17 protein-coding genes are annotated in these 21,967 nt (G+C 59.1%); 15 read left to right on the forward strand and 2 right to left on the reverse strand.

Annotated elements, in window-relative coordinates; all coding sequences use genetic code 11:
• Together GBC55_RS08650 and aceE are read right to left on the reverse strand one after the other, a co-directional pair.
• On the reverse strand, positions 1-1,032 hold a 1,032-nt coding region (locus GBC55_RS08650), incomplete at its 3' end, for a biotin/lipoyl-containing protein (RefSeq protein ID WP_348650977.1).
• 11 nt (positions 1,033-1,043) lie between these two features.
• Entirely contained in the window at positions 1,044-3,689 is a 2,646-nt protein-coding gene (gene aceE, locus GBC55_RS08655) for a pyruvate dehydrogenase (acetyl-transferring), homodimeric type (protein WP_162437169.1), read from the reverse strand.
• A 383-nt stretch (positions 3,690-4,072) separates the two neighbouring features.
• Between aceE and glnE the strand changes: the two genes are divergently transcribed.
• The 15 genes from glnE to GBC55_RS08730 all read left to right on the forward strand — a co-directional run bounded on the left by glnE (position 4,073) and on the right by GBC55_RS08730 (position 21,954).
• Positions 4,073-7,012, forward strand: coding sequence for a bifunctional [glutamate--ammonia ligase]-adenylyl-L-tyrosine phosphorylase/[glutamate--ammonia-ligase] adenylyltransferase (glnE, locus tag GBC55_RS08660; RefSeq protein WP_162437168.1), 2,940 nt, complete (start codon positions 4,073-4,075; stop codon positions 7,010-7,012).
• A gap of 364 nt (positions 7,013-7,376) precedes the next feature.
• Positions 7,377-8,411 carry a lipopolysaccharide heptosyltransferase II gene (waaF, locus tag GBC55_RS08665; protein WP_162437167.1) on the forward strand — a complete coding sequence of 345 codons (1,035 nt, stop codon included), beginning with the start codon at positions 7,377-7,379 and terminating at the stop codon, positions 8,409-8,411.
• A gap of 1 nt (position 8,412) precedes the next feature.
• Positions 8,413-9,474 carry a lipopolysaccharide heptosyltransferase I gene (waaC, locus tag GBC55_RS08670; protein WP_162437166.1) on the forward strand — a complete coding sequence of 354 codons (1,062 nt, stop codon included), beginning with the start codon at positions 8,413-8,415 and terminating at the stop codon, positions 9,472-9,474.
• Positions 9,474-10,595, forward strand: a complete 1,122-nt coding sequence (locus tag GBC55_RS08675; RefSeq protein WP_162437165.1) for a glycosyltransferase family 4 protein — start codon at positions 9,474-9,476, stop codon at positions 10,593-10,595. Before waaC ends, GBC55_RS08675 begins: the two co-directional genes overlap by 1 nt.
• Positions 10,595-11,401 (forward strand): lipopolysaccharide core heptose(I) kinase RfaP, encoded by an 807-nt coding sequence (gene rfaP / locus GBC55_RS08680; protein ID WP_162437164.1) that lies wholly within the window; start codon positions 10,595-10,597, stop codon positions 11,399-11,401. Before GBC55_RS08675 ends, rfaP begins: the two co-directional genes overlap by 1 nt.
• Positions 11,401-12,135 (forward strand): lipopolysaccharide kinase InaA family protein, encoded by a 735-nt coding sequence (locus GBC55_RS08685; protein ID WP_162437163.1) that lies wholly within the window; start codon positions 11,401-11,403, stop codon positions 12,133-12,135. The genes rfaP and GBC55_RS08685 overlap by 1 nt, the downstream gene beginning before the upstream one ends.
• The gene (locus GBC55_RS08690) at positions 12,132-12,884 is read left to right on the forward strand and encodes a lipopolysaccharide kinase InaA family protein (protein ID WP_162437162.1); all 753 of its coding nucleotides are present in this window, start codon (positions 12,132-12,134) and stop codon (positions 12,882-12,884) included. Before GBC55_RS08685 ends, GBC55_RS08690 begins: the two co-directional genes overlap by 4 nt.
• On the forward strand, positions 12,884-14,335 hold the full coding sequence (locus GBC55_RS08695; RefSeq protein ID WP_162437161.1) for a lipopolysaccharide kinase InaA family protein: 1,452 nt from the start codon (positions 12,884-12,886) through the stop codon (positions 14,333-14,335). The genes GBC55_RS08690 and GBC55_RS08695 overlap by 1 nt, the downstream gene beginning before the upstream one ends.
• A 134-nt stretch (positions 14,336-14,469) precedes the next feature.
• Entirely contained in the window at positions 14,470-14,802 is a 333-nt protein-coding gene (locus GBC55_RS08700; protein WP_162437160.1) for a YceK/YidQ family lipoprotein, read from the forward strand.
• 176 nt (positions 14,803-14,978) lie between these two features.
• Positions 14,979-16,736 carry a carbamoyltransferase gene (locus GBC55_RS08705; protein ID WP_162437159.1) on the forward strand — a complete coding sequence of 586 codons (1,758 nt, stop codon included), beginning with the start codon at positions 14,979-14,981 and terminating at the stop codon, positions 16,734-16,736.
• Positions 16,720-17,850 (forward strand): glycosyltransferase, encoded by a 1,131-nt coding sequence (locus tag GBC55_RS08710; RefSeq protein WP_162437158.1) that lies wholly within the window; start codon positions 16,720-16,722, stop codon positions 17,848-17,850. Before GBC55_RS08705 ends, GBC55_RS08710 begins: the two co-directional genes overlap by 17 nt.
• Positions 17,850-18,746, forward strand: a complete 897-nt coding sequence (locus GBC55_RS08715; RefSeq protein ID WP_162437157.1) for an antimicrobial resistance protein Mig-14 — start codon at positions 17,850-17,852, stop codon at positions 18,744-18,746. The genes GBC55_RS08710 and GBC55_RS08715 overlap by 1 nt, the downstream gene beginning before the upstream one ends.
• 8 nt (positions 18,747-18,754) lie before the next feature.
• Entirely contained in the window at positions 18,755-20,185 is a 1,431-nt protein-coding gene (locus GBC55_RS08720; RefSeq protein WP_162437156.1) for a PIG-L family deacetylase, read from the forward strand.
• Entirely contained in the window at positions 20,182-21,138 is a 957-nt protein-coding gene (locus GBC55_RS08725; RefSeq protein ID WP_162437155.1) for a glycosyltransferase, read from the forward strand. The genes GBC55_RS08720 and GBC55_RS08725 overlap by 4 nt, the downstream gene beginning before the upstream one ends.
• A 54-nt stretch (positions 21,139-21,192) precedes the next feature.
• Positions 21,193-21,954 (forward strand): glycosyltransferase family 2 protein, encoded by a 762-nt coding sequence (locus tag GBC55_RS08730; protein ID WP_162437154.1) that lies wholly within the window; start codon positions 21,193-21,195, stop codon positions 21,952-21,954.
• Positions 21,955-21,967 lie beyond the last annotated feature (13 nt).

Raw genomic sequence — 21,967 nt, forward strand, 5'->3', positions numbered from 1 at the left:
GCCCAGGTCTTTTTGCGCGGCGTCGGGATTTTCCAGCGCCAGCCCGACTATGCGTTCGGCCGCACTGATGTAGGTATCGAGGCTCGGCTTGACCTTGTTCAGCCCCGTCTTGATGGTGTCGTTGACCTTCAGCTTGAGGATCAGGTCGCCGGTACCGACTTCGTCATCCAGCTTGATGGAAACGCTTTCCACCACGCCAGCGGCAGGCGATGGAATTTCCATGCTCGCCTTGTCGGATTCCAGGGTGATCAGTGACTGGTCGGCTTCAACGGTGTCGCCAGCCTTGACCAGGACTTCGATGATCTTGGCCTTGCCCGACGAGCCGATGTCCGGAACGTGGATGTCCTGAACGCTATCGGCAACCGGTGCCGCCGGAGCTGCCGCTGCAGCAGGCGCAGCGGCCGGTGCAGGTGCAGCTGCCTGAGCTGGAGCGGCAGCAGCAGGCGCCGCAGCACCTGCCACTTCCAGGTCCAGGATCAGGTCGCCGGTGCCGACTTCGTCGTTGAGCTTGACGCTGATGGCCTTGACCACGCCCGCGGCAGGCGACGGGATTTCCATGCTGGCCTTGTCGGATTCCAGGGTGATCAGCGATTGATCAGCCTCGACGGTGTCGCCGACCTTGACCTGGATCTCGATGATCTGGGCCTTGCCCGACGAGCCGATGTCCGGCACGTGCACTTGTTGAACCGAAGCGGCAGCAGGTGCAGCGGCTGGCGCGGCAGCAGCAGGTGCGGCAGCCGGTTTCTCTTCAGCCTTGGCCGCCGGTGCAGCGGCCGCCGCAGGGGCTGGCGCAGCGTCACCTTCGACTTCCAGCTCCAGCAGTTCGTCGCCTTCTTTCAGGCGATCGCCCAGCTTTACTTTCAGGCTTTTGACGATACCGGCCTTCGGCGCAGGCACTTCCATGCTCGCCTTGTCCGATTCCAGCGTCAGAATGCTCTGCTCGGCTTCGATACGGTCGCCGACCTTCACAAACAGTTCAATTACTTCACCTTCACCGCTGCCGATGTCAGGTACGCGAATGAGTTCGCTCACAGAGTGTCTCCTCAGCAGTCCAGTGGGTTGCGTTTTTCCGGGTTGATACCGAACTTGGCGATGGCTTCAGCCACGACCTTAGGTTCGATGTCACCACGGTCAGCCAATGCTTCCAGGGCTGCCAACACCACGAATTGACGATCGACTTCGAAGAAGTGACGCAGCTTCTTACGGCTGTCACTGCGGCCGAAACCGTCGGTGCCCAGGACTTTGAATTCCTTGGACGGGACCCACTGACGAATTTGCTCAGCGAACAGTTTCATGTAGTCGGTGGAGGCGATGACCGGACCTTTACGGCCGTTCAGGCACTCTTCGACGTAGCTCAGTTTAGGCTTCTGGCCCGGGTGCAGACGGTTGGTACGCTCAACGGCCAGGCCGTCGCGACGCAGTTCGTTGAAGCTGGTAACGCTCCAGACGTCAGCACCGATGTTGAACTCTTCACGCAGAATCTTCGCCGCTTCACGCACTTCACGCAGGATGGTGCCGGAGCCCATCAGTTGTACGTGGTGCGCCGCTTCGCGGGTGTCTTCTTCGAGCAGGTACATGCCCTTGATGATGCCTTCCTCGGCACCGGCCGGCATGGCAGGTTGCTGGTAGGACTCGTTCATCACGGTGATGTAGTAGAAAACGTCCTGCTGCTCTTCGGTCATCTTCTTCATGCCGTCCTGGATGATCACCGCCAGCTCGTAGCCGTAGGTTGGATCAAAGGTGCGGCAGTTCGGGATGGTAGCGGCCAGGATATGGCTGTGACCGTCTTCGTGTTGCAGGCCTTCGCCGTTCAGCGTGGTCCGGCCGGCGGTGCCGCCGATCAGGAAGCCACGGGTGCGGCTGTCGCCAGCGGCCCAGGCCAGGTCGCCAATACGCTGGAAGCCGAACATCGAGTAGAAGATGTAGAACGGCAGCATTGGCTGGTTGTGGCTGGAGTACGAAGTACCAGCGGCGATGAAGGAGCTCATGGCGCCTGCTTCGTTGATGCCTTCTTCGAGAATCTGGCCTTTCTTGTCTTCCTTGTAGAACATCACCTGGTCTTTATCGACTGGCTCGTAGAGCTGGCCGACGGACGAGTAGATGCCCAACTGACGGAACATGCCTTCCATACCGAAGGTACGGGCTTCGTCCGGGATGATCGGAACGATGCGTGGGCCGATTTCCTTGTCCTTGACCAGCTGCGCGAGGATCCGCACGAAGGCCATGGTGGTGGAGATTTCACGGTCGCCCGAACCGTCAAGGATGGCCTTGAGGGTATCGAGTGGCGGGGTCGGCACGCTGAAGCTCTGTGCGCGACGTTGCGGCACGAAACCGCCCAATGCAGTGCGGCGCTCGCTCAGGTAGCGGGCTTCTGCGCTGTTTGGCTCCGGCTTGAAGAACGGCAGGTTTTCCAGCTCTTCGTCCTTGACCGGGATGTCGAAACGATCACGGAACAACTTCAGGCTGTCGACATCGACTTTCTTGGTGTTGTGCGCCGTGTTTTTCGCTTCGCCGGCACCGGTGCCATAACCTTTGATGGTCTTGGCCAGGATGACAGTCGGTTGTTCTTTGTGGTTGACCGCTTCGTGGTACGCCGCGTAGACCTTGTACGGGTCGTGGCCGCCACGGTTGAGCTTCCAGATCTCGTCGTCGGACAGATCAGCAACCATCGCCTTGAGTTCTGGCGAGTTGAAGAAGTGTTCACGCACGAACGCGCCGTCTTTGGCTTTGTAGTTCTGGTACTCGCCGTCGATGACTTCGTCCATGCGACGTTGCAGGATGCCGTCGACGTCTTTGGCCAGCAGTGGGTCCCAGAAACGGCCCCAGATGACTTTGGTCACGTTCCACTGAGCACCGCGGAATACGCCTTCGAGTTCCTGGATGATCTTGCCGTTGCCGCGAACCGGGCCGTCGAGGCGCTGCAGGTTGCAATTGATGACGAAGATCAGGTTGTCGAGCTTCTCGCGGCCAGCCAGCGAGATCGCGCCCAGGGATTCCGGCTCGTCGCACTCGCCGTCGCCCAGGAAGCACCAGACTTTCTGCTTGCCTTCAGGGATGAAGCCACGGGCTTCCAGGTACTTCATGAAGCGTGCCTGGTAGATCGCCTGGATCGGGCCCAGACCCATAGATACGGTCGGGAACTGCCAGAAGTCAGGCATCAGCCAAGGGTGCGGGTAGGACGACAAGCCCTGGCCGTCGACTTCCTGGCGGAAGTTGTTCATCTGGTCTTCGGTGATGCGGCCTTCCATGAACGCGCGGGCATAGACGCCTGGCGAGGTGTGGCCCTGGAAGTAGATCAGGTCGCCGCCGTGTTCTTCGGTCGGGGCCTGGAAGAAGTAGTTGAAGCCGATGTCATACAGGGTCGCACTGGAGGCGAAGCTGGAGATGTGACCGCCGAGGTCAGAATCTTTCAGGTTCGTACGCATTACCATGGCCATCGCGTTCCAGCGAACCAACGAGCGAATGCGGCGTTCCATGAACAGGTCGCCAGGCATGCGTGCTTCGTGGGTCACAGGAATCGTGTTGCGGTAAGGCGTGGTGATGGCGTATGGCAGCTGCGAGCCACTACGGGTCGCCAGTTCGCCCATACGGGTCATCAGATAGTGAGCGCGGTCTTCGCCTTCTTTGTCGAGAACCGATTCCAGGGCGTCCAGCCATTCCTGGGTTTCGACGGGATCGAGGTCTTGCATGGCTTGCTCCAGGGCGGAAAGGCTTCCAGAATCGGTTGCCTGAGTTTGCGACTGGCCTTGTGGGCAGACGATATAAATTCTTGGATTGCCGAGAGGTTGTTCCGGCGGCGTGTAGTTTTACTACAAATCTTCGGGCATTTCAGCCTTTCGAATGTATAGACGAGTAGTAAAACTACAGATGAGCGGCTTGTGGCCTCCAGCTGCGTTGTGAGAATAATCGTTAAGGTTGGTCTTTTGCCAACCGAAAAAGGTGAAAGCTTGATGATCGCTGCCAACATTAAAAGAATTTCAGCTATTTCTAACCTTTGTTCGACAGTCGATCAGGTAGTGGGTTTTCGAAAATCACTACATGCAGCCCGTTACACGCCGATCAAGGATAGACCATGAGCCTCCCTTCGCTTGCCGAACTGCCCGCCATACTCCTGCCGTTTGTCACCCGTGCCGAGCAGTCGTTCCGTGAAGCCGTCGCTGCACTCGATGGCGACTCGAACCTGTCCGGCTGGACGCCTGAACGTTGGGCCCAATTTGCCCGTATTACCGCCGCCAGCGACTTTGTCACCGAACAGAGTGTGCGTGACCCTTTAATGCTGCTTGAACTGGTGCAGTCCGGCGAACTCGACCGTGGCTTTGCCCCCGGTGAACTGTGTGCGCAGATCGCGGCGGCAGTAGGGCTGGCTGAAACCGAGGACGAATTGGGGCGTGTCTTGCGTCGGCAGCGCACCCGCCATCAGGTGCGGATCATCTGGCGCGATCTGACCCGGCAGGCCGATCTGGTCCAGACCTGCCGCGACCTTTCGGACATGGCCGATGCCAGCATCGATCAGGCCTATCAATGGTTGTACGCGCGCCATTGCCAGCAGTTCGGTGTACCTACGGGACGGCGCAGCGGCGAGGCGCAGCAAATGGTCATCCTGGGCATGGGCAAGCTTGGCGCGGTCGAGCTGAACCTGTCGTCGGACATCGACCTGATCTTCGCCTACCCCGAGGGCGGCGAAACCGTCGGTGTGAAGCGCTCGCTGGATAATCAGGAATTTTTCATACGCCTCGGTCAGCGCCTGATCAAAGCGCTGGACCCCATGACTGTCGACGGCTTCGTGTTCCGCGTTGACATGCGCCTGCGGCCCTACGGTTCGGCAGGTGCCCTGGTGCTGAGCTTCAATGCGCTGGAGCAGTATTACCAGGATCAGGGGCGCGACTGGGAACGCTACGCGATGATCAAGTCGCGGGTGGTGGCCGGCGATCAGGTGGCCGGCGCGCAATTGCAGGAGATGCTGCGTCCTTTCGTTTACCGACGGTATCTGGACTTCTCGGCCATCGAAGCGCTGCGCACCATGAAGCAGCTGATCCAGCAGGAAGTCCGCCGCAAGGGCATGGCTGACAACATCAAGCTCGGCTCTGGCGGCATCCGCGAAGTCGAATTTATCGCTCAGGCTTTCCAGCTGATTCACGGCGGTCGCGACCTGAGCTTGCAACAACGCCCTCTATTAAAAGTACTGAGCACACTGGAAGGCCAGGGGTACCTGCCACCCGCGGTGATCAGCGAGTTGCGCGAAGGCTACGAATTCCTGCGTTACACCGAACATGCGATCCAAGCGATCGCCGACCGCCAGACCCAGATGTTGCCGGACGGCGCGCAGGATCAGGCGCGCATTGCTTTTATGATGGGTTTTGCCGATTGGCCTGCCTTCCACGAGCAATTGATGTACTGGCGCGATCGTGTGGCCTGGCACTTCGGTCAGGTGATCGCCGATCCCGACGAAGAGGAAGGCACCGAGAGCGAAGTGGTGGTCGGGGGTGAGTGGCTGCCGCTGTGGGAAGAGGCTCAGGATGAAGAAGCCGCTTGCCGCCAGTTGGAGGACGGAGGTTTTGCGGACGCTTCAAAAGCCTTGAAAACCTTGGCCAGTCTGCGGGGCAGCCCGCAATTGCGCGCCATGCAGCGCCTCGGTCGCGAACGGCTCGACGCCTTTATTCCGCGGCTGCTGGCTCAGGCCGTGGAGCACGCCAACCCGGACCTGGTGCTGGAGCGGGTATTGCCATTGGTGGAGGCTGTCGCCCGTCGTTCCGCGTACCTGGTGTTGCTGACCGAAAACCCGGGTGCACTTCGCCGCCTGCTAACCCTGTGTGCCGCGAGCCCGTGGATTGCCGAGCAGATCACCCGCTTCCCGTTGTTGCTCGACGAACTGCTTAACGAAGGCCGGTTGTTCAAGCCGCCCCTGGCGCCGGAATTGGCCGCCGAGCTGCGCGAACGCCTGACACGAATTCCTGAAGACGACCTCGAGCAGCAAATGGAAGCGCTGCGCCATTTCAAACTGGCGCACCGCTTGCGTGTTGCCGCCTCGGAAATCGCCGGCAGCCTGCCGCTGATGAAAGTCAGTGATTACCTGACCTGGCTGGCGGAAGCGATCCTGGAGCAAGTGCTGGCACTGGCCTGGCGTCAAACGGTGGCCAAATATGGCACGCCCCTGCGCACTGACGGCACGTTGTGCGATCCCGGCTTCGTCATTGTCGGTTATGGGAAAGTCGGCGGACTGGAACTCGGGCATGGTTCCGACCTGGACCTGGTGTTTATCCACGACGGTGATCCGCAGGCAGAAACGGACGGGGCAAAACCGATTGATGGGGCCCAGTTCTTCACCCGGCTCGGGCAGCGGATCATTCACTTGCTCACGACCCAAACCAACTCGGGCCAGCTGTATGAAGTGGATATGCGCCTGCGACCATCCGGTGCGTCGGGCTTGCTGGTGAGTTCGCTGGGTGCGTTTGCGCGTTATCAGGAAAACGAAGCCTGGACCTGGGAGCACCAGGCATTGGTGCGGGCGCGAGTACTGCTGGGCAGTCAGGATGTGGGGCAGGCGTTCGAGAAAGTCCGTGCGGCGATTTTGGGTAAACCAAGGGACTTGCCGACCTTGCGCCAGGAGGTCAGCGAGATGCGCGCCAAGATGCGCGATAACCTCGGCAGCAAGAGCACGGCGGCCGGCACCGGGACAAATGCTTTCGAAGCCACCGCGCCGTTCGATCTCAAGCAGGATGCCGGAGGTATCGTCGATATTGAATTTATGGTGCAATACGCGGCCCTGGCGTGGTCCGAAACGCACCCGTCATTGCTGCGCTGGACCGACAATATCCGCATTCTGGAAGGGTTGGAGGAGGAAGGGCTGATGCCCGCCGAAGACGCCGGTTTGTTGCGCGAGGCCTATAAAGCCTATCGTTCTGCCGCGCACCGACAGGCCTTGCAGAAGGATGCTGGCGTAATACCTGGCGATCAGTTCGCGGACGAACGACGGCAGGTGCTGCGAATCTGGCGCGAGTTGGGGCTAAGCTAAAACCGGAGATTGGCAGCACCGTATTACCCTGTGGGAGCGAGCCATGTGGCGAGGGGATTTATCCCCGTTGGACTGCGCAGCAGTCCCATTTTTTAGGGCCGCTTCGCGACCCGACGGGGATAAATCCCCTCGCCACATGGCTTGCTCCCACAGTAGATCTTCATTGTTTTGTAGATTGAGGCAGCTAAGCTGCACCGCACTGGATGTGCACCAATACCCAATGTGGGAGCGAGCTTGCTCGCGATAGCGGAGTGACAGTCGACAGTCATGTTGAAGGTGATGACCCATCGCAAGCCTGCATGCTTCCACAGTGATTCTCGAGGCGGGGAGGCGTAAGCCTCCCCGGTTCGTTTTTGGAAACCACATGAAAATTCTGATCGTTGGGCCCAGTTGGGTCGGTGACATGGTGATGGCGCAGACACTCTTTCAGTGTCTTAAACAGCGCCACCCGCAATGCGAAATCGACGTGTTGGCCCCCGAGTGGAGCCGGCCGATTCTGGAACGCATGCCCGAAGTCCGTCAGGCCTTGAGCTTTCCGCTCGGCCACGGCGCTCTCGAGCTGGCGACCCGCCGGCGCATCGGCAAATCCCTGGCCGGCCAGTACGACCAGGCGATCCTGCTGCCCAATTCCCTCAAGTCGGCGCTGGTGCCGTTCTTCGCCGGCATTCCCAAACGCACAGGCTGGCGTGGCGAGTTTCGCTACGGCCTGCTCAATGACGTGCGCACGCTGGATAAAGAACGCTATCCGCTGATGATCGAGCGCTTCATGGCGCTGGCTTACGAGCCCGGCGCCGAGCTGCCGAAACCCTATCCCCGGCCAACCCTGCAGATCGATCCGGTCACCCGCGAGGCGGCTCTGGCCAAATTCGGCCTGACCCTCGACCGCCCGGTATTGGCGCTGTGCCCAGGCGCCGAGTTCGGTGAGTCCAAGCGCTGGCCGTCCGAGCATTACGCCAAGGTCGCCGAAACGAAGATTCGTGAAGGATGGCAGGTCTGGTTGTTCGGCTCTAAAAACGATCACGCGGTGGGCGAAGACATTCGCGCCCGATTGATCCCTGGCCTGCGCGAGGAGTCGGTGAACCTCAGCGGCGGAACGTCCCTGGCTGAAGCCATTGATCTGCTGTCCTGCGCCGACTCGGTGGTGTCTAACGACTCGGGCCTTATGCACGTCGCCGCCGCACTGAACCGTCCTCTGGTTGCGGTCTACGGCTCGACGTCGCCAGGCTTCACGCCACCCTTGGCCGAGCACGTCGAAATCGTTCGCCTGGGCATTGAATGCAGCCCTTGCTTCGACCGTACGTGCCGCTTTGGTCATTACAACTGCTTGCGCCAGCTCATGCCGCAAGCGGTGAACGAAGCCTTGCAGCGGTTGCAGGGCACTGTGGTCGAGGTCAATTAGTTTGCGGGTACTGTTGATCAAGACTTCATCGCTGGGTGACGTGATCCACGCGTTGCCGGCGCTGACTGACGCGGCACGGGCAATTCCTGGCATCCAGTTCGATTGGGTCGTGGAAGAAGGTTTCGCCGAAATTCCGACCTGGCATCCCGCCGTGGGCAAGGTGATTCCGGTGGCGATCCGTCGCTGGCGCAAGAACATCTGGCAGACCCTCAAGAGCGGCGAGTGGAAGCGCTTCAAGCAAAGCGTTCGCGCCACGAAATACGATCTGGTCATCGATGCCCAGGGCTTGCTGAAAAGTGCGCTGCTGACCCGTTACGTCAAAGCGCCGGTGGCCGGGCTGGACAAAAACTCCGCCCGTGAACCGATCGCTGCGCGCTTCTATTCCCGGCGTCTTGCCGTCGCCCGTGGGCAGCACGCGGTCGAGCGTGTGCGTCAGTTGTTCGCCGTGGCCCTGGGTTATGACTTGCCCAAAGGCCTGGGCGACTATGGCCTGAACGTTGAACGACTGGTGGAGCTGCCACGCAAAAATCCTTACGTGCTGTTCCTGCACGGAACCACCTGGGACACCAAGCACTGGCCGGAGGCGTACTGGCGCGAGCTGGCCGAGCGCGTAGGCTATCTGGGCGTCGGGGTGAAACTGGCGTGGGGCAACCCGGCAGAGAAAGCCAGGGCCGAGCGCATCGCCAAAGACATGCGACACGTCGAAGTGCTACCGAAGCTGAACCTGGCGGGCGTTGGCAAAGTGCTTGCCGGGGCGCAAGCCTGTGTGGCAGTGGACACCGGTCTGGGCCATCTGGCGGCCGCGCTGGACGTGCCGACGCTTTCATTGTTCGGCCCAACCAACCCCGGCCTGACCGGTGCCTACGGCAAGTCCCAGATTCACATGGCGAGCGATTTCCCCTGTGCGCCGTGCCTGCAAAAGAAATGCACTTATCAACCGACGGCTGAAGATGCTCGTCGGTTCGACCTGAAACGCGAGTGGCCCCTGTGCTTCACGCGTTTGAATCCCGAGCGTGTCGCGACCCGACTGAGCACGTTGTTACTGGCTGAGGAGCTGCGCTGATGCAATTGGCATTCGTCTTGTACAAGTATTTTCCATTCGGGGGCTTGCAGCGTGACTTCATGCGCATCGCGCTGGAGTGTCAGCAGCGTGGTCATCAGATCCGCGTCTATACGCTCATCTGGGAAGGCGACATTCCGCCCGGTTTCGAAGTGCTGGTGGCGCCGGTCAAAGCGTTCTTCAACCATCGCCGCAACGAAAAGCTCAGCGAGTGGATGGCGGCGGACCTGGCCAGGCGCCCGGTCGACCGATTGATCGGTTTCAACAAAATGCCGGGTCTGGACGTCTACTACGCCGCCGACGGGTGCTTCGAGGACAAGGCGCAGAACCTGCGCAATTCCCTTTACCGTCGCTGGGGCCGCTACCGGCATTTTGCCGAGTATGAGCGTGCGGTGTTCGCCAAGGACGCCAAGACCGAAGTCCTGATGATTTCCGAAGTTCAGCAACCGCTGTTCATCAAGCATTACGACACACCGCTGGAGCGTTTCCATTTGCTGCCGCCGGGCATCTCCCAGGACCGTCGTGCGCCGCCGAATGCGGCCGAGATTCGCGCTGAATTTCGTCGCGAATTCAACCTGAAAGACGACGAGCTGCTGTTGGTGCAAATCGGCTCCGGCTTCAAGACCAAGGGCGTCGATCGCAGCCTGAAAGCCCTGGCCGCATTGCCCGCTGATCTGAAGAAACGTACCCGGCTGTTTGTAATTGGCCAGGACGACCCCAAATTATTCCAGATGCAGAGCGCGACGCTGGGGCTTGGCGATAACGTGACGTTCCTCAAGGGACGCAGCGACATTCCGCGTTTTCTGCTGGGCGCCGACCTGTTGATCCACCCGGCGTACAACGAAAACACCGGAACCGTGTTGCTCGAAGCCGTGGTGGCCGGGTTGCCGGTGCTGGTGAGTGCGGTGTGTGGTTATGCCCATTACATCGCCGAGGCCGACGCTGGCCTGGTGCTGGACGAGCCTTTCGATCAGACCCAGCTGAACCGTTACCTGACCGATATGTTGAAAGATCCTCATGCCCGCGCGGCCTGGAGCCGCAACGGTCTGGCCTTCGCTGAGACGGCCGACCTCTATAGCATGCCGCAGCACGCGGCCGATGTGATTCTGGCGGAGCACGCTTAATGAAGTTGATGCTGGCTGAACCGTTCAAGAGCCTGTGGGCTGGACGCGATCCTTTTACCGAAGTCGAACGCCTTGAGGGCGAGGTGTATCGCGAACTCGAAGCGCGCAGGACCCTGCGTACCGTCGTTGATGGCAATGGGTTCTTCGTGAAGATTCACCGTGGCATCGGTTGGGGCGAGATTTTCAAGAACCTGCTCACGGCCAAGCTGCCGGTGCTCGGCGCCGGGCAGGAATGGAAGGCCATTGAGCGCCTCAAAGAAGTCGGTGTGCCGACCATGACGGCTGTCGCCTATGGCGAAAAGGGCAGCAACCCCGCAGACCAGCATTCGTTTATCGTCACCGAAGAACTGGCGCCGACCGTCAGCCTCGAAGACTTCAGCATCAACTGGCGCAAGCAGCCGCCGGAACCCGCACTCAAGCGCGCATTGATTGCCGAAGTGGCGCGCATGACCGGCATGATGCACCGCGGCGGGGTCAACCACCGCGACTGCTACATCTGCCACTTCCTGCTGCACATCGACAAACCCGTGACGGCGGGAGACTTCAAGCTCTCGATCATCGATCTGCATCGAGCCCAGACTCGCCCGGCGATCACTCAACGCTGGCGCAACAAAGACCTGGCCGCCTTGTATTTTTCGGCCCTCGATATCGGCCTCACCCAACGCGACAAATTGCGCTTTCTAAAAGGCTACTTTCAGCAGCCGCTGCGCCAGATCCTGGCGGAAGAAGCGGCGTTGCTGGCCTGGCTCGAAGGCAAGGCCAACAAGCTTTACGATCGTAAGCAGCGATACGGGGACGCGCTCTGATGTCGGGTTGGAAACTTGAACCGGCTTACAGCGACCTGGCAGAAGATTTCGGCAGTCTCGAAGCGGTGTTTTCGCTTCAGGGCGAGCGCCTGACCCGCGACCCGTTGTCCGAAGTCATCCGGGTCGAGCGCAATGGCGTCAACTATTACGTCAAGCGCTACGTCGGTGCCGGTAAGGGCTTGCGTCGGTACCTGGGCAAGCCTCGTGTCAAAGCCGAGTGGCAGAACCTCAAACGCTTCGCCAAGTGGGGTATCCCGACAGCCGAAGTCGTGGCCTGGGGGCTGGAACGGCGCGGCGCGGCCTATGATCGCGGGGCGATGATTACCCGTGAATTGCCGCATACCGAAGATTTGTCGGTCCTGGCCGAGCGGCACGATCCGAAGCTGCGAGATCGTGCATGGGTCGATACCGTGAGCCGGCAACTGGCTGGCTATACCAGGATCATGCACGACCACCGGTTCACCCATAACGATCTGAAATGGCGCAACCTGTTGATCGATGATCAGGCCCGACTGTTCCTGATCGATTGCCCCAACGGGGATTTCTGGCGCGGTTTCTGGCTCAAGTACCGTATTACCAAGGATCTGGCGTGCCTCGACAAAGTCGCCAAGTATCAACTGTCGGCCACTCAGCGCCTGCGCTTTTACCTGCAGTATCGCCAACGTGATCGTCTGAATGACGCGGACAAAAAGCGCATTCGGCACGTTGTAAGATTTTTCGAGGGACGCGAATGACTGACTTTCTGGCGGCTGAAGACCGTGCGCTGCTGGAGCGTCACGGGCTCGGCAATTTTGATGCGCTCTGGGCCAAGCAACTCGAGGCGGTGGATGAACCCAACACCGCGCGCGGTGGCTGGAGCAGCGTGTTTCGCCTGGATCTTGAAGGTCATGGCTACTACCTCAAGCGCCAGAGCAACTATCAGATGCGCACGCTGCATGCGCCCTTTGGCGAGCCAAGTTTCTCTCGTGAGTTTCGCAATATCAGTCGTTACGAAAACCTTGGAATTCCAGCACTGAAAGCCGCGTTCTACGGCGAACGCAAGGTCGAGGGTGAAGTCCGGGCGATTCTGCTGACCCGTGCGCTGGATGGCTGGGACGATCTGGATTCGCTGTTGCAGCGCTGGTCGGAGCTGAGCGAGGCGCAGCACTCGGCGATCATGAACGCCTGTGGGCAGTTGGCTCGACGCCTGCACGGCGCTCGTCAGGTTCACGGCTGCTTTTACCCCAAACACATTTTTCTTCAGGCGACCGGCGACGGTTATCAAGCCCAGCTCATCGATCTGGAAAAGACCCGGCCATTGCTGTTCGGTCTTCGTGATCGGGTCAAGGACCTGGAACCGTTACTGCGCCGAGCGCCACAGTGGAACGACGCTCAGTTGCGCGAGTTGCTGGCGGCCTACCTGGTTCAATCGCCGGACAGCTCGCTTATCGACACCTGGCTGGTGCGGCTGACCGCGCGGCGCAGTTACAAGGGAGTGCGTTGATGCGTTTATCCGAACTGAAAAACGCGGGGCGCAGCCCGAGCCTGCCGCTGAGCATCTCACTGGCAGATGCTGCCGGGCCTGCTGACTTGCAGTTGCTGACCTTGTTGCGAGTGTTGCCGGGACAGCGCTATGTCGGTGCCGGTGTGTGGCGTGGTCGGCCGGTGCTGGCCAAGTTGCTGGTCGGTAGCAAAGCATCGCGACACTTTCAGCGTGAGCTCAACGGCGTGCGTTTGCTGGCTGATCAAGGACTGACAACACCCTTGCTGCTCGCCGATGGATTGAAAGAGGGTGAGGGTGGTTGGCTGCTGTTCGATTTTCTCGAAGGTGCCCACAGCCTGGGGGATGCCTGGCAACAGGTCGAATCCCTGCCAATGCTCGCGGACGAGCAATCGGCGGTGTTGGCCGATGCCCTGGGCGCGATTGGCCAGCTGCATCGAAAAGGCTTGTGGCAGGAAGACCTGCATCTGGACAACCTGCTGCGTCAGCGCGGTCGGTTGTACCTGATTGATGGTGCCGGTATCTGTGCAGAAACACCGGGACAGCCGCTTTCACGACAGAAAGTGCTGGAAAACCTGGGTGTGTTTTTTGCCCAGTTGCCTAAATCCCTGGAACCGTTCACCGAAGAGCTGCTGGTGTATTACCTGCTGAGCAATGGCGAACATGCGTTACCGATGGAGGCGCTGCAAAAGCAGATCAACAAGGTGCGTAGTTGGCGGCTCAAAGACTTCCTGGACAAGGTGGGGCGCGAGTGCACGCTGTTCAGCGTCCAGCGCGGCGCATTTGGATTGCGGGCTATACGGCGAGAAGAAGAGGCGGCGATGTTGCCGGTGCTGGATCAGGCAGACGCCTTGCTTGATCAGGGGCATCTTTATAAAACCGGTGGCGCTGCGAGCGTAGGAAAAGTCCAGATTGATGGTCGCACGCTGGTAATCAAGCGCTACAACATCAAAGGCTTCGCTCACTGGCTCAAACGCTTCTGGCGTCCGAGCCGTGCCTGGCACTCCTGGCGCGAAGGTAACCGCCTGGCGTTCCTTGGCATTGCGACACCCAAGCCACTGGCGATGCTGGAGAAGCGTTTTTTCTGGCTGCGGAGTCGGGCTTACCTGGTGACTGAATTTTTGCCGGGGCCGGACATTATCGAGCGCTTTGCGCCCTACGTTGAGAGCGGCGATGCGCCTGAAGCTGAGCTGCTGGCGCTGGATCATCTGTTCGCCGAGCTGATTGGCGAGCGGATCAGTCATGGTGATTTCAAAGGGCACAATCTGTTCTGGCAGCAGGACCGTTGGGCGCTGATCGATCTGGATGCGATGCGTCAGCACACTTCGGTAAGCAGCTTTGCCCCAGCCTATGCGCGGGATCGGGCAAGGTTCATGCGTAACTGGCCAGAGGGCAGTGCGCTGTATCAGGTTATTGATCAGCGTCTGCCCAGAGATATCTCCAGCGCTGCCTGAATCGCCTTCGCGAGCAATCTCCCGAGATCTGGCGGACAAGTTTTTATGAACTGTCCTACATCATCCTCAGATTCATGAGCTATGCCCTGAATAGTCGCGATGCTAGCTTGCCTGACGTTTTCGGAGGGCAGCTTGTGACTATAAAAATGAGTATGGCGATGGGTGCTGTCGCACTGGCCTTATCCGGCTGCGGAACCGTCGTTACGGTCTTTCAGGATGAGGCTGAAACGGCAAAGGATCTGCGGAAAAGGCAGACCTACTGTCAATCCATACCGCGTGTCTACAGCGGTCTGGCCTACGACTTCTGCATACTCAACTCGCCACCCAGCCAGACGGCAGGTTCAGCCCAAGTGGGCTCTATTCCACTGATCTTTCTCGACATTGTGGTTTCCGGCGTACTGGACACTGTCATCTTGCCTTACACCATTTATCGCCAGAGCGAGGACGGAAGCCTCTGGATCAAGTGAAGGCACCACCATGCGAAGCGTTCTGTTGCGACAGACCGGTGTAAACAACCGCCGGGTCATTCCCGCCATGTTTACGCTATAATCCCGCCCTTTAGCTGTCTCTCGCCCCTTGCGAGGGGCACATCAATTTTCGAGGCGCCTTGCGCCTGCATGCAGACTAAAGAGGCTAGACCCCTGTGGCATTGACGATTCTTGGCCTGTCCGGCGCCCTTAGCCATGATCCTTCCGCTGCTTTGTACATCGACGGCAAGCTGGTTGCGGCGGCTGAGGAAGAGCGCTTTGTGCGCGATAAACATGCAAAGAACCGCATGCCTTACGAATCGGCGAAGTTCTGTCTCGAACAGGCAGGTATCAAACCGTCCGACGTTGACGTAGTAGCGATCCCGTTCGCGCCTATCAGCCTGTTTGGCAAGGCCCGCTGGCACTACGCCAAGCGTTACTGGTATGCCCCGGACCGCGCTCTTGACGCGATCCTGATGGGCAACCGTCGCTACAAGCGCTATCGCAACAAGATTGTCTGGTGCCTCGAGCAACTGGGCTTCGATCCGAAGAAAATCAAGATCGAGCCGGTTGAGCATCACCTGGCCCACGCCTCCAGCGCTTACCACTGCTCCGGTTTCAAAGAGAAAACCGCGATCCTGGGGATCGACGGCAAGGGTGAGTACGCCACGACGTTCTTCGGTTACGGCGAAAACGGCAAGATTCACAAGATCAAGGAATTCTTCGATCCGGACTCCCTCGGCGGCCTGTACGGCGCGATCACCGAATTCCTCGGTTTCGAGATGCTCGACGGTGAGTTCAAGGTCATGGGCATGGCGCCGTATGGCGATGCCAGCAAGTACGATTTCTCCCGATTGGCCTCTTTCGAGAATGGCGAATTGGTGATCAACACCGAATACGCGAATGTCATCGGTCTGCGTCGTTATAAAGAGAAGGGCAAAGGCTTCTACTTCTCGCCAAAGCTGATCGAGTGGCTGGGTCCAAAGCGCGAAGGCGACATTGCCGACGAGCCTTACATCCACTACGCCGCGAGCATGCAGGCGCTGTTCGAAAAGCTCTCGCTGCAGATGATCGACCACTACCTGGGCGATGTGCTCAAGGAAACCGGCAAGCTGGCCTTCGCCGGTGGCTGTGCGCTGAACGTCAAGCTCAACCAGAAGATCATTGCCCGCGATGACGTCAAGGAACTGTTCGTACAGCCTGCATCCGGCGACGCCGGTACTGCGGTGGGTGCGGCGGCTTATGTGTCCCACGCCCGTGGCGTGCCGGTCGAGAAGATGGAACACGTCTACCTCGGCCCGTCGTACACCAACGAAGACGTGCTTGCCGCGTGTGCTCGCCACCCAAGCAAGCCTGTTTGGCGCAAGCTCGACAACATGCCGGAAAACATCGCCAGGATCATGGTCGATGGCAACCCTGTGGCCTGGTTCCAGGGCCGGATGGAGTTTGGTCCGCGTGCGTTGGGCGGTCGTTCGATCATTGGTTGCCCAAGTGCCACCGGCGTGGCTGACCGGATCAACCACCAGATCAAGTTCCGCGAGCGCTGGAGGCCTTTCTGCCCGTCGATGCTCGACACCGTCGCGCCGCAGATGATCAAGATCGATCACCCGGCCCCGTTCATGACGTTCACTTTTGAAGTGGCGGAAGAGTGGAAGACCCGCGTACCGGAAGTCGTCCACGAAGACGGTACGTCCCGCGCCCAGGTGCTCAAGCGCGAATACAACCCGCGCTACTACGACATGATGAAGGCACTTGAAGTGCTCACCGGTAACGGCGTGTCGCTGAATACGTCCCTCAACCGCCGCGGCGAACCCATGATCTGCTCGCCGACCGACGCCCTGAACATGTTCTTCGGGTCCGATCTACAGTATCTGATCATGGAAGACATTCTGGTCGTCAAAGAGGGCGCGGACGCATATGACTCGCTCGGCTGAACGCCATGTGCTGCAGTTCTGTCACGGCTATGACGGGCCGTTTCTGGACTGCGCCCGGCAGTATGCCAGTCTGTTCGCGGGTACCGGCTATCGAGTGACCACCGTGTTCCTGACCGGGGTCGCCGATGCCGACGTGGCTGCGGGCTGTGCCAGCGATGAAGTGTTGTTCATGGAATACAGCTCCAAAGCCATTCGTGGCCTGAAGCTGGGTGCCATCGGCGATCTGCGCAAGATTGCCGCTTCGCGCAATTTCAGTTTCTGCATTGCTCACCGTTTCAAACCCATCTATATCGCCTTGCTCGGTACTTCATTACCGGTCATTGGCGTGCATCACGCGTTTGGTGATTACAAACGCGGCACACGCAAACTCTTCGCCCATATTTTTCGTAAACGCCTGAGCCTGCTGGGCGTTTCCGATGCTGTGCGCGACGACATGCGCGAGAGCCTGCCGAAATGGCCGGCCGACCGGATTCAGACGCTCTACAACCGAATTGACGTGCAGGCGTTGCTAGACGGCCAGGTATCGATTCAGGAAGCCCGGGAAACCCTCGGCCTTTCGATGGATGCCTGGATCGTGGGTAATGTCGGTCGGCTGCATCCAGACAAGGACCAGACTACGCTGCTGCATGGTTTTGCTGCGGCATTGCCGGGTTTGCCGAGTCACAGTCAGTTGGTCATTCTGGGTACCGGTCGGCTGGAGCAGGACCTCAAAAGCCTGGCGCGTGAACTGGGAATCGGCGATCGCGTGCTGTTTCTCGGTCAGGTGCCTGAGGCCCGACGTTACTTTCGTGCCTTCGATGTCTTTGCCTTGAGCTCCGATCACGAACCCTTCGGCATGGTGCTCCTGGAAGCCATGGTCGCCGGTGTGCCGTTAATCGCTACAGCGGCGGGCGGTGCCAGGGAAGTCGTTGAGGGTGTCGGCATTCTGTTTCCGCTGGGCGATGCCGAGCGTTTGGCTCAAGGACTTCAACATTTGGCAGCGATGGATGAGCAACAGCGTCGCCAGTGTGCCGAGCTGATGCTCGACCGCTTGCATGAACGCTTCAGCGATCAAGCCGTGCGTGACGCTTTCTGGCGTTTGCCGCGTGTTCGCGAACTGGCACCGAGGGCCTGATGCTCAACAGATTTCAAAGCTGGCGTGAACGTGGCTGGTCGGTCATCGATGCCTCGACTTATGCCGACGCCTGGCAGCGTTTTGGCGGTAGCGTCGCCACTCATCCCATGGTGGTCGAACGGCTGGCACAATTGGCCGCAATCCCGGTGCGATATCTGGCGTGGGAACAAGACGGGGAGATCAAAGCAGCGATTCCGACCTGGGGCCGCGACCTTGCCTTGTCCAAGGATGTGCTTAAGCGCAGCGGTAAAAAGGGTTTGTTCGACTTGGGTAATGCCGAACTCATCCTGCCGGCTGTTGCCGATGCCCAGGCGCCGTTGCGTCATCGCGCGCGTTATCTGTCGGCGCTGAACGAAGGCCGCTTTATCGGCCTCAAGGCGCAGACCGAGCAATTGGCCATGGCCCGCACTCCTGAAGAACTGTCGAAGAAATTTCGCTATAACCAGCGCCGTGAATTGCGTTTGCTGGAAGAGGCGGGCGGAGTGGTGCGGCCGGTCACCGACTTTTCCAGCAGCGAGCTGGCAGCGATCTATTGCGACCTGTTCCAGCGTCGCTGGGGTTTTCCTGCAACGGGGGCCGAGCGCATGGCTGAGGTCATCGAGTTGCTGCGAGAGCTGCTGATCGGCTCGGTGATTTTCCTTAACGATGCGCCGATTGCGATTCAGCTGGTTTACCGCGTTGAAGCACCGCAATGGATCAGCGTCGAGTACATCAACGGTGGCGTCGACCCCGAAACCAGCGAGTTCAGTCCTGGGAGCGTGTTGAGTTTTCTCAATACCCAAAGTGCGTGGGAGCATGCCCGGGCGCTGGACAAACCGTTGCGTTTTTCCTTTGGTCGCGCCGACCGTGAATACAAGGATCGCTGGTGCAATCCTGTGCCGGTATTCACCGTATGAGACAGCCCATGAGCCGCAAACAACAACTGCTCAAGCGCCATCGGCGCAATAAACGTTTTGGTCTCATCATTGCGCTTTTGTTGCTGATCGCCATAGGGGTGTTGGTGGTCTGGTGGTTGCCGGTGGTACTTGCGGTGCTGGGCTGGGTTGCCCACGAAGCCTGGTTCGCTGACCATTTGTTTTATTCCCCCGCAGACGATTACCAATACATTTTTCCGCCCTACACTCAGCAGCCGAAGGTCCATCTGGACGGTGAGCGCTTGAGGCTGGATGACGGTGTCATGCTGGTCGACGACGCCACGTTGATACTGGCGCTGCGAATTAAAAGTAACTGGCTGGGGCGCTTCATTGACCCGGTTGTCGAGCTATCGGGCGGCAGCAACCCCGACCGGCAAACCTTTGAACGCGGCGTCGATGGTCTGCGTTACCTCAATCTCAGTGGTCAATCGTCGGCGTTATCCCAAGGCGAATTGCAGCTTCGTGGTCGATTCTGCCGACTACTCGGCGAGCCGGTGCTTTGGGCGTTCGAGTACCCGGACTACCGCAACAAGCGGGTGATGGTCATCGCCCCCCACGCCGACGACGCCGAACTGGCCGCGTTCGGGCTGTACAGCAGCGCCGAGCAAAGCTGGATCGTGACGTTGACTGCCGGTGAAATCGAGGCCGGGCACTATCAGCAGATGGGGCTCGATCGCGTTGAAGCGTCGCGGCTGAAAGGCTCTCTTCGTGCCTGGGACAGTGTCAGCGTGCCGTTATGGGGCGGTGTTCCGCAGGAGCGCTGTATCCAGTTGGGTTACTTCTGTCTTCAGTTGCCCGTCATGCAACGGGCACCTGCTGAGCCGGTGGCATCGAATGATGCGCAACTGGGAGATACCCGATACTTCCGACGATTCAATCCGTTTGCCCTGCACAGCGATGTCGATGGCGTGCCGTCCTGGAACAATCTGCTTGGGGATCTGCACGAGCTGATCGAGCGCATCCAGCCTCAAGTCATTGTGTTGCCGCACCCTCGCTTCGACCCTCACCCAGATCACCTCTGCTCGCAGCAGGCTGTCCTGCAGGCGCTTGCCGCGACAACCTGGCAGCCTGAAACCCTGCTGTACTACGCCAACCATTTGCACGACAACGATCGCTGGCCGATGGGCGACGCTGGCACGGGAGTGGCGCTTCCGCCGCAGATCACGGCGGATGAGCCGTTGCGGCCATGGACGCTGGGCCTGTCGACCGAGAAACAATGGCACAAGGCAATGTCGCTGGGCATGATGCATGACCTTCAGCCGCGACTTCCCCTCAAACGACTTCTTCGGCGTGTGATACAGCGATGTCTGGCTGCCCGACGCTGGCCGGTTTATGGCGAGAATGAGTTTTTCCGTAAAACGGTGCGGCGCCACGAATTGTTCTGGGTCCAAGAGCTGTCTGGAAAGAGAGAAAACAATTGAAAGTTCTGTTTCTGGTGCAGAAGGAGCAGAGGGCGATCCTGGATCGACTCTATGACGGCATCGCCGAGCATTGCGATTGCGACAAACGTGAGCTGACCAGTGAAGAACAGGGCGACTTGCGCGGCTACTTTCGCAAGCACGTCGACGTGACGCTCTACGATCGCATTGTGTTTTTCCTGCGATTCAAAAAAGAAATAAGGCAGGTAAGGTTCATCCAGACCGTGCCCAACCTGGTCTTTCTGGAACACGATGCTTACCAGAATTACATCCCGTGCAAGTACACCGGTAAATTCAGCGCCCATTATCGCAAGCTGCCATGGGTGCGGGTGATCAGCTCGGGGTATGTGGTCACCGAGCGTCTGCGTGGGGAAGGCTTCGATGCGGTGTTCGTTCCCAAGGGATACGACCAGACACTGCTGCAGGACCGGGGTCGTGAGCGGGATATCGAGCTGGCATTTGTCGGCAGTACCAACAGCGTCGCCTACAGCGGTCGTAAAGCCCTGCTTGATGAGTTGGGGCGCGTAGAGTCGCTGGTGGTCACTCGGACCAAGTCTGGCGAAGAGTATTGCGAAACCCTCAACCGTATTCGCTTTTTCGTCAGCGCCGATGTCGGTATGGGCGAGTTCATGATCAAGAACTTTGAAGCGATGGCGTGCGGTTGCGTGTTGCTGGCGTATGACCAGGGCGAGGCAGAAAGCCGCGCGCTGGGGTTACAGGACATGCACAACGTGGTGTTCTACCAGACCATCGCGCAGCTTCAGGAAAAACTGGCGCAGCTGCGGGCAGACCCGGAGCTGGCGCAACGTATCGCTCGCAATGGCCGCGAACTGGTGGTTGGTCAACTCAGTTTTGCGCGTATCGGACAGCGTATTGTCGAAGAACTCGAGCCGACATTACGTCCTCGCTCACCGTTGAGTTTTTTGGAAAAGGCGCGCTTGAAACTGGGCGTTTGACAAGGGGTAGCCAGCCATCGATATTGCTGGCACTTTGGCTTGATTGGAGGTCTGGTGCAGTTTTCTAAAGGAAGTGACATCACATTAGTGGTTACCAGCTGTGGCCGTCTTGATCTGCTCAAGGCGACCCTTGAAAGCTTTGACCGCTTCAATACGGCTGCCATTCGCGAGGTCTTCATCACCGAAGATGCAGGCGACGATGCCGTTCATTCGGTCATTCCGGCTAGCTGGAAAGGTCATTGCACCGTTTTCGTCAATCGACCCAAGCTGGGTCAGTTAGCGTCCATCGACCTGGCCTATGAACACGTCACGACGCCCTACATTTTCCATTGTGAGGATGATTGGGAGTTCTATCGTCCAGGTTTCGTTGAAGACTCTTTGGCGGTTCTTGAGGTGCGACCGGAAATCCTCCAGGTCTGGATGCGCAGCTATATTTATGATCTGAGTGTTCATAGTCCTTACATCCGTTTGGGCGAGCGGGAATTCATCGCAGGCGTGGCCTGTTATCCGCTGATTTCCGACAAGCCTGAGTGGCAAAGTTTTTCTCTGAACCCAGGTTTGCGCCGCATCAAGGAATATCGGCTGTGTGCTCCATATTCCGCGCACGACGGAGAGAAGGCGTTGTCCAAGCGGTACGCGCAGCTGAATTTGACGGCTGTGACGCTGGAAGGCGATGCTGTCTGCCACACCGGATTTGGGCTCCACGTCCAGACATCGGAAGAGCGTCAACGCAAGGCGCGTCGCAGTCGGCGCGAAAAGATCAAGTTTGCATTGTCTCTACTGTTGGGAGTCTGCATTGGCTGGTTCATCAATTAAGTGCACCAGAGCA

It is taken from the genome of Pseudomonas sp. TNT3, assembly GCF_010095445.2.
GTDB lineage: Bacteria > Pseudomonadota > Gammaproteobacteria > Pseudomonadales > Pseudomonadaceae > Aquipseudomonas.

Coding starts and splice junctions, on each gene's coding strand:
- aceE (WP_162437169.1), bottom strand. CDS start 3,689: ATGCAAGACCTCGATCCCGTCGAAACCCAGGAATGGCTGGACGCCCTG.
- glnE (WP_162437168.1), top strand. CDS start 4,073: ATGAGCCTCCCTTCGCTTGCCGAACTGCCCGCCATACTCCTGCCGTTT.
- waaF (WP_162437167.1), top strand. CDS start 7,377: ATGAAAATTCTGATCGTTGGGCCCAGTTGGGTCGGTGACATGGTGATG.
- GBC55_RS08675 (WP_162437165.1), top strand. CDS start 9,474: ATGCAATTGGCATTCGTCTTGTACAAGTATTTTCCATTCGGGGGCTTG.
- rfaP (WP_162437164.1), top strand. CDS start 10,595: ATGAAGTTGATGCTGGCTGAACCGTTCAAGAGCCTGTGGGCTGGACGC.
- GBC55_RS08685 (WP_162437163.1), top strand. CDS start 11,401: ATGTCGGGTTGGAAACTTGAACCGGCTTACAGCGACCTGGCAGAAGAT.
- GBC55_RS08690 (WP_162437162.1), top strand. CDS start 12,132: ATGACTGACTTTCTGGCGGCTGAAGACCGTGCGCTGCTGGAGCGTCAC.
- GBC55_RS08695 (WP_162437161.1), top strand. CDS start 12,884: ATGCGTTTATCCGAACTGAAAAACGCGGGGCGCAGCCCGAGCCTGCCG.
- GBC55_RS08710 (WP_162437158.1), top strand. CDS start 16,720: ATGACTCGCTCGGCTGAACGCCATGTGCTGCAGTTCTGTCACGGCTAT.
- GBC55_RS08715 (WP_162437157.1), top strand. CDS start 17,850: ATGCTCAACAGATTTCAAAGCTGGCGTGAACGTGGCTGGTCGGTCATC.
- GBC55_RS08720 (WP_162437156.1), top strand. CDS start 18,755: ATGAGCCGCAAACAACAACTGCTCAAGCGCCATCGGCGCAATAAACGT.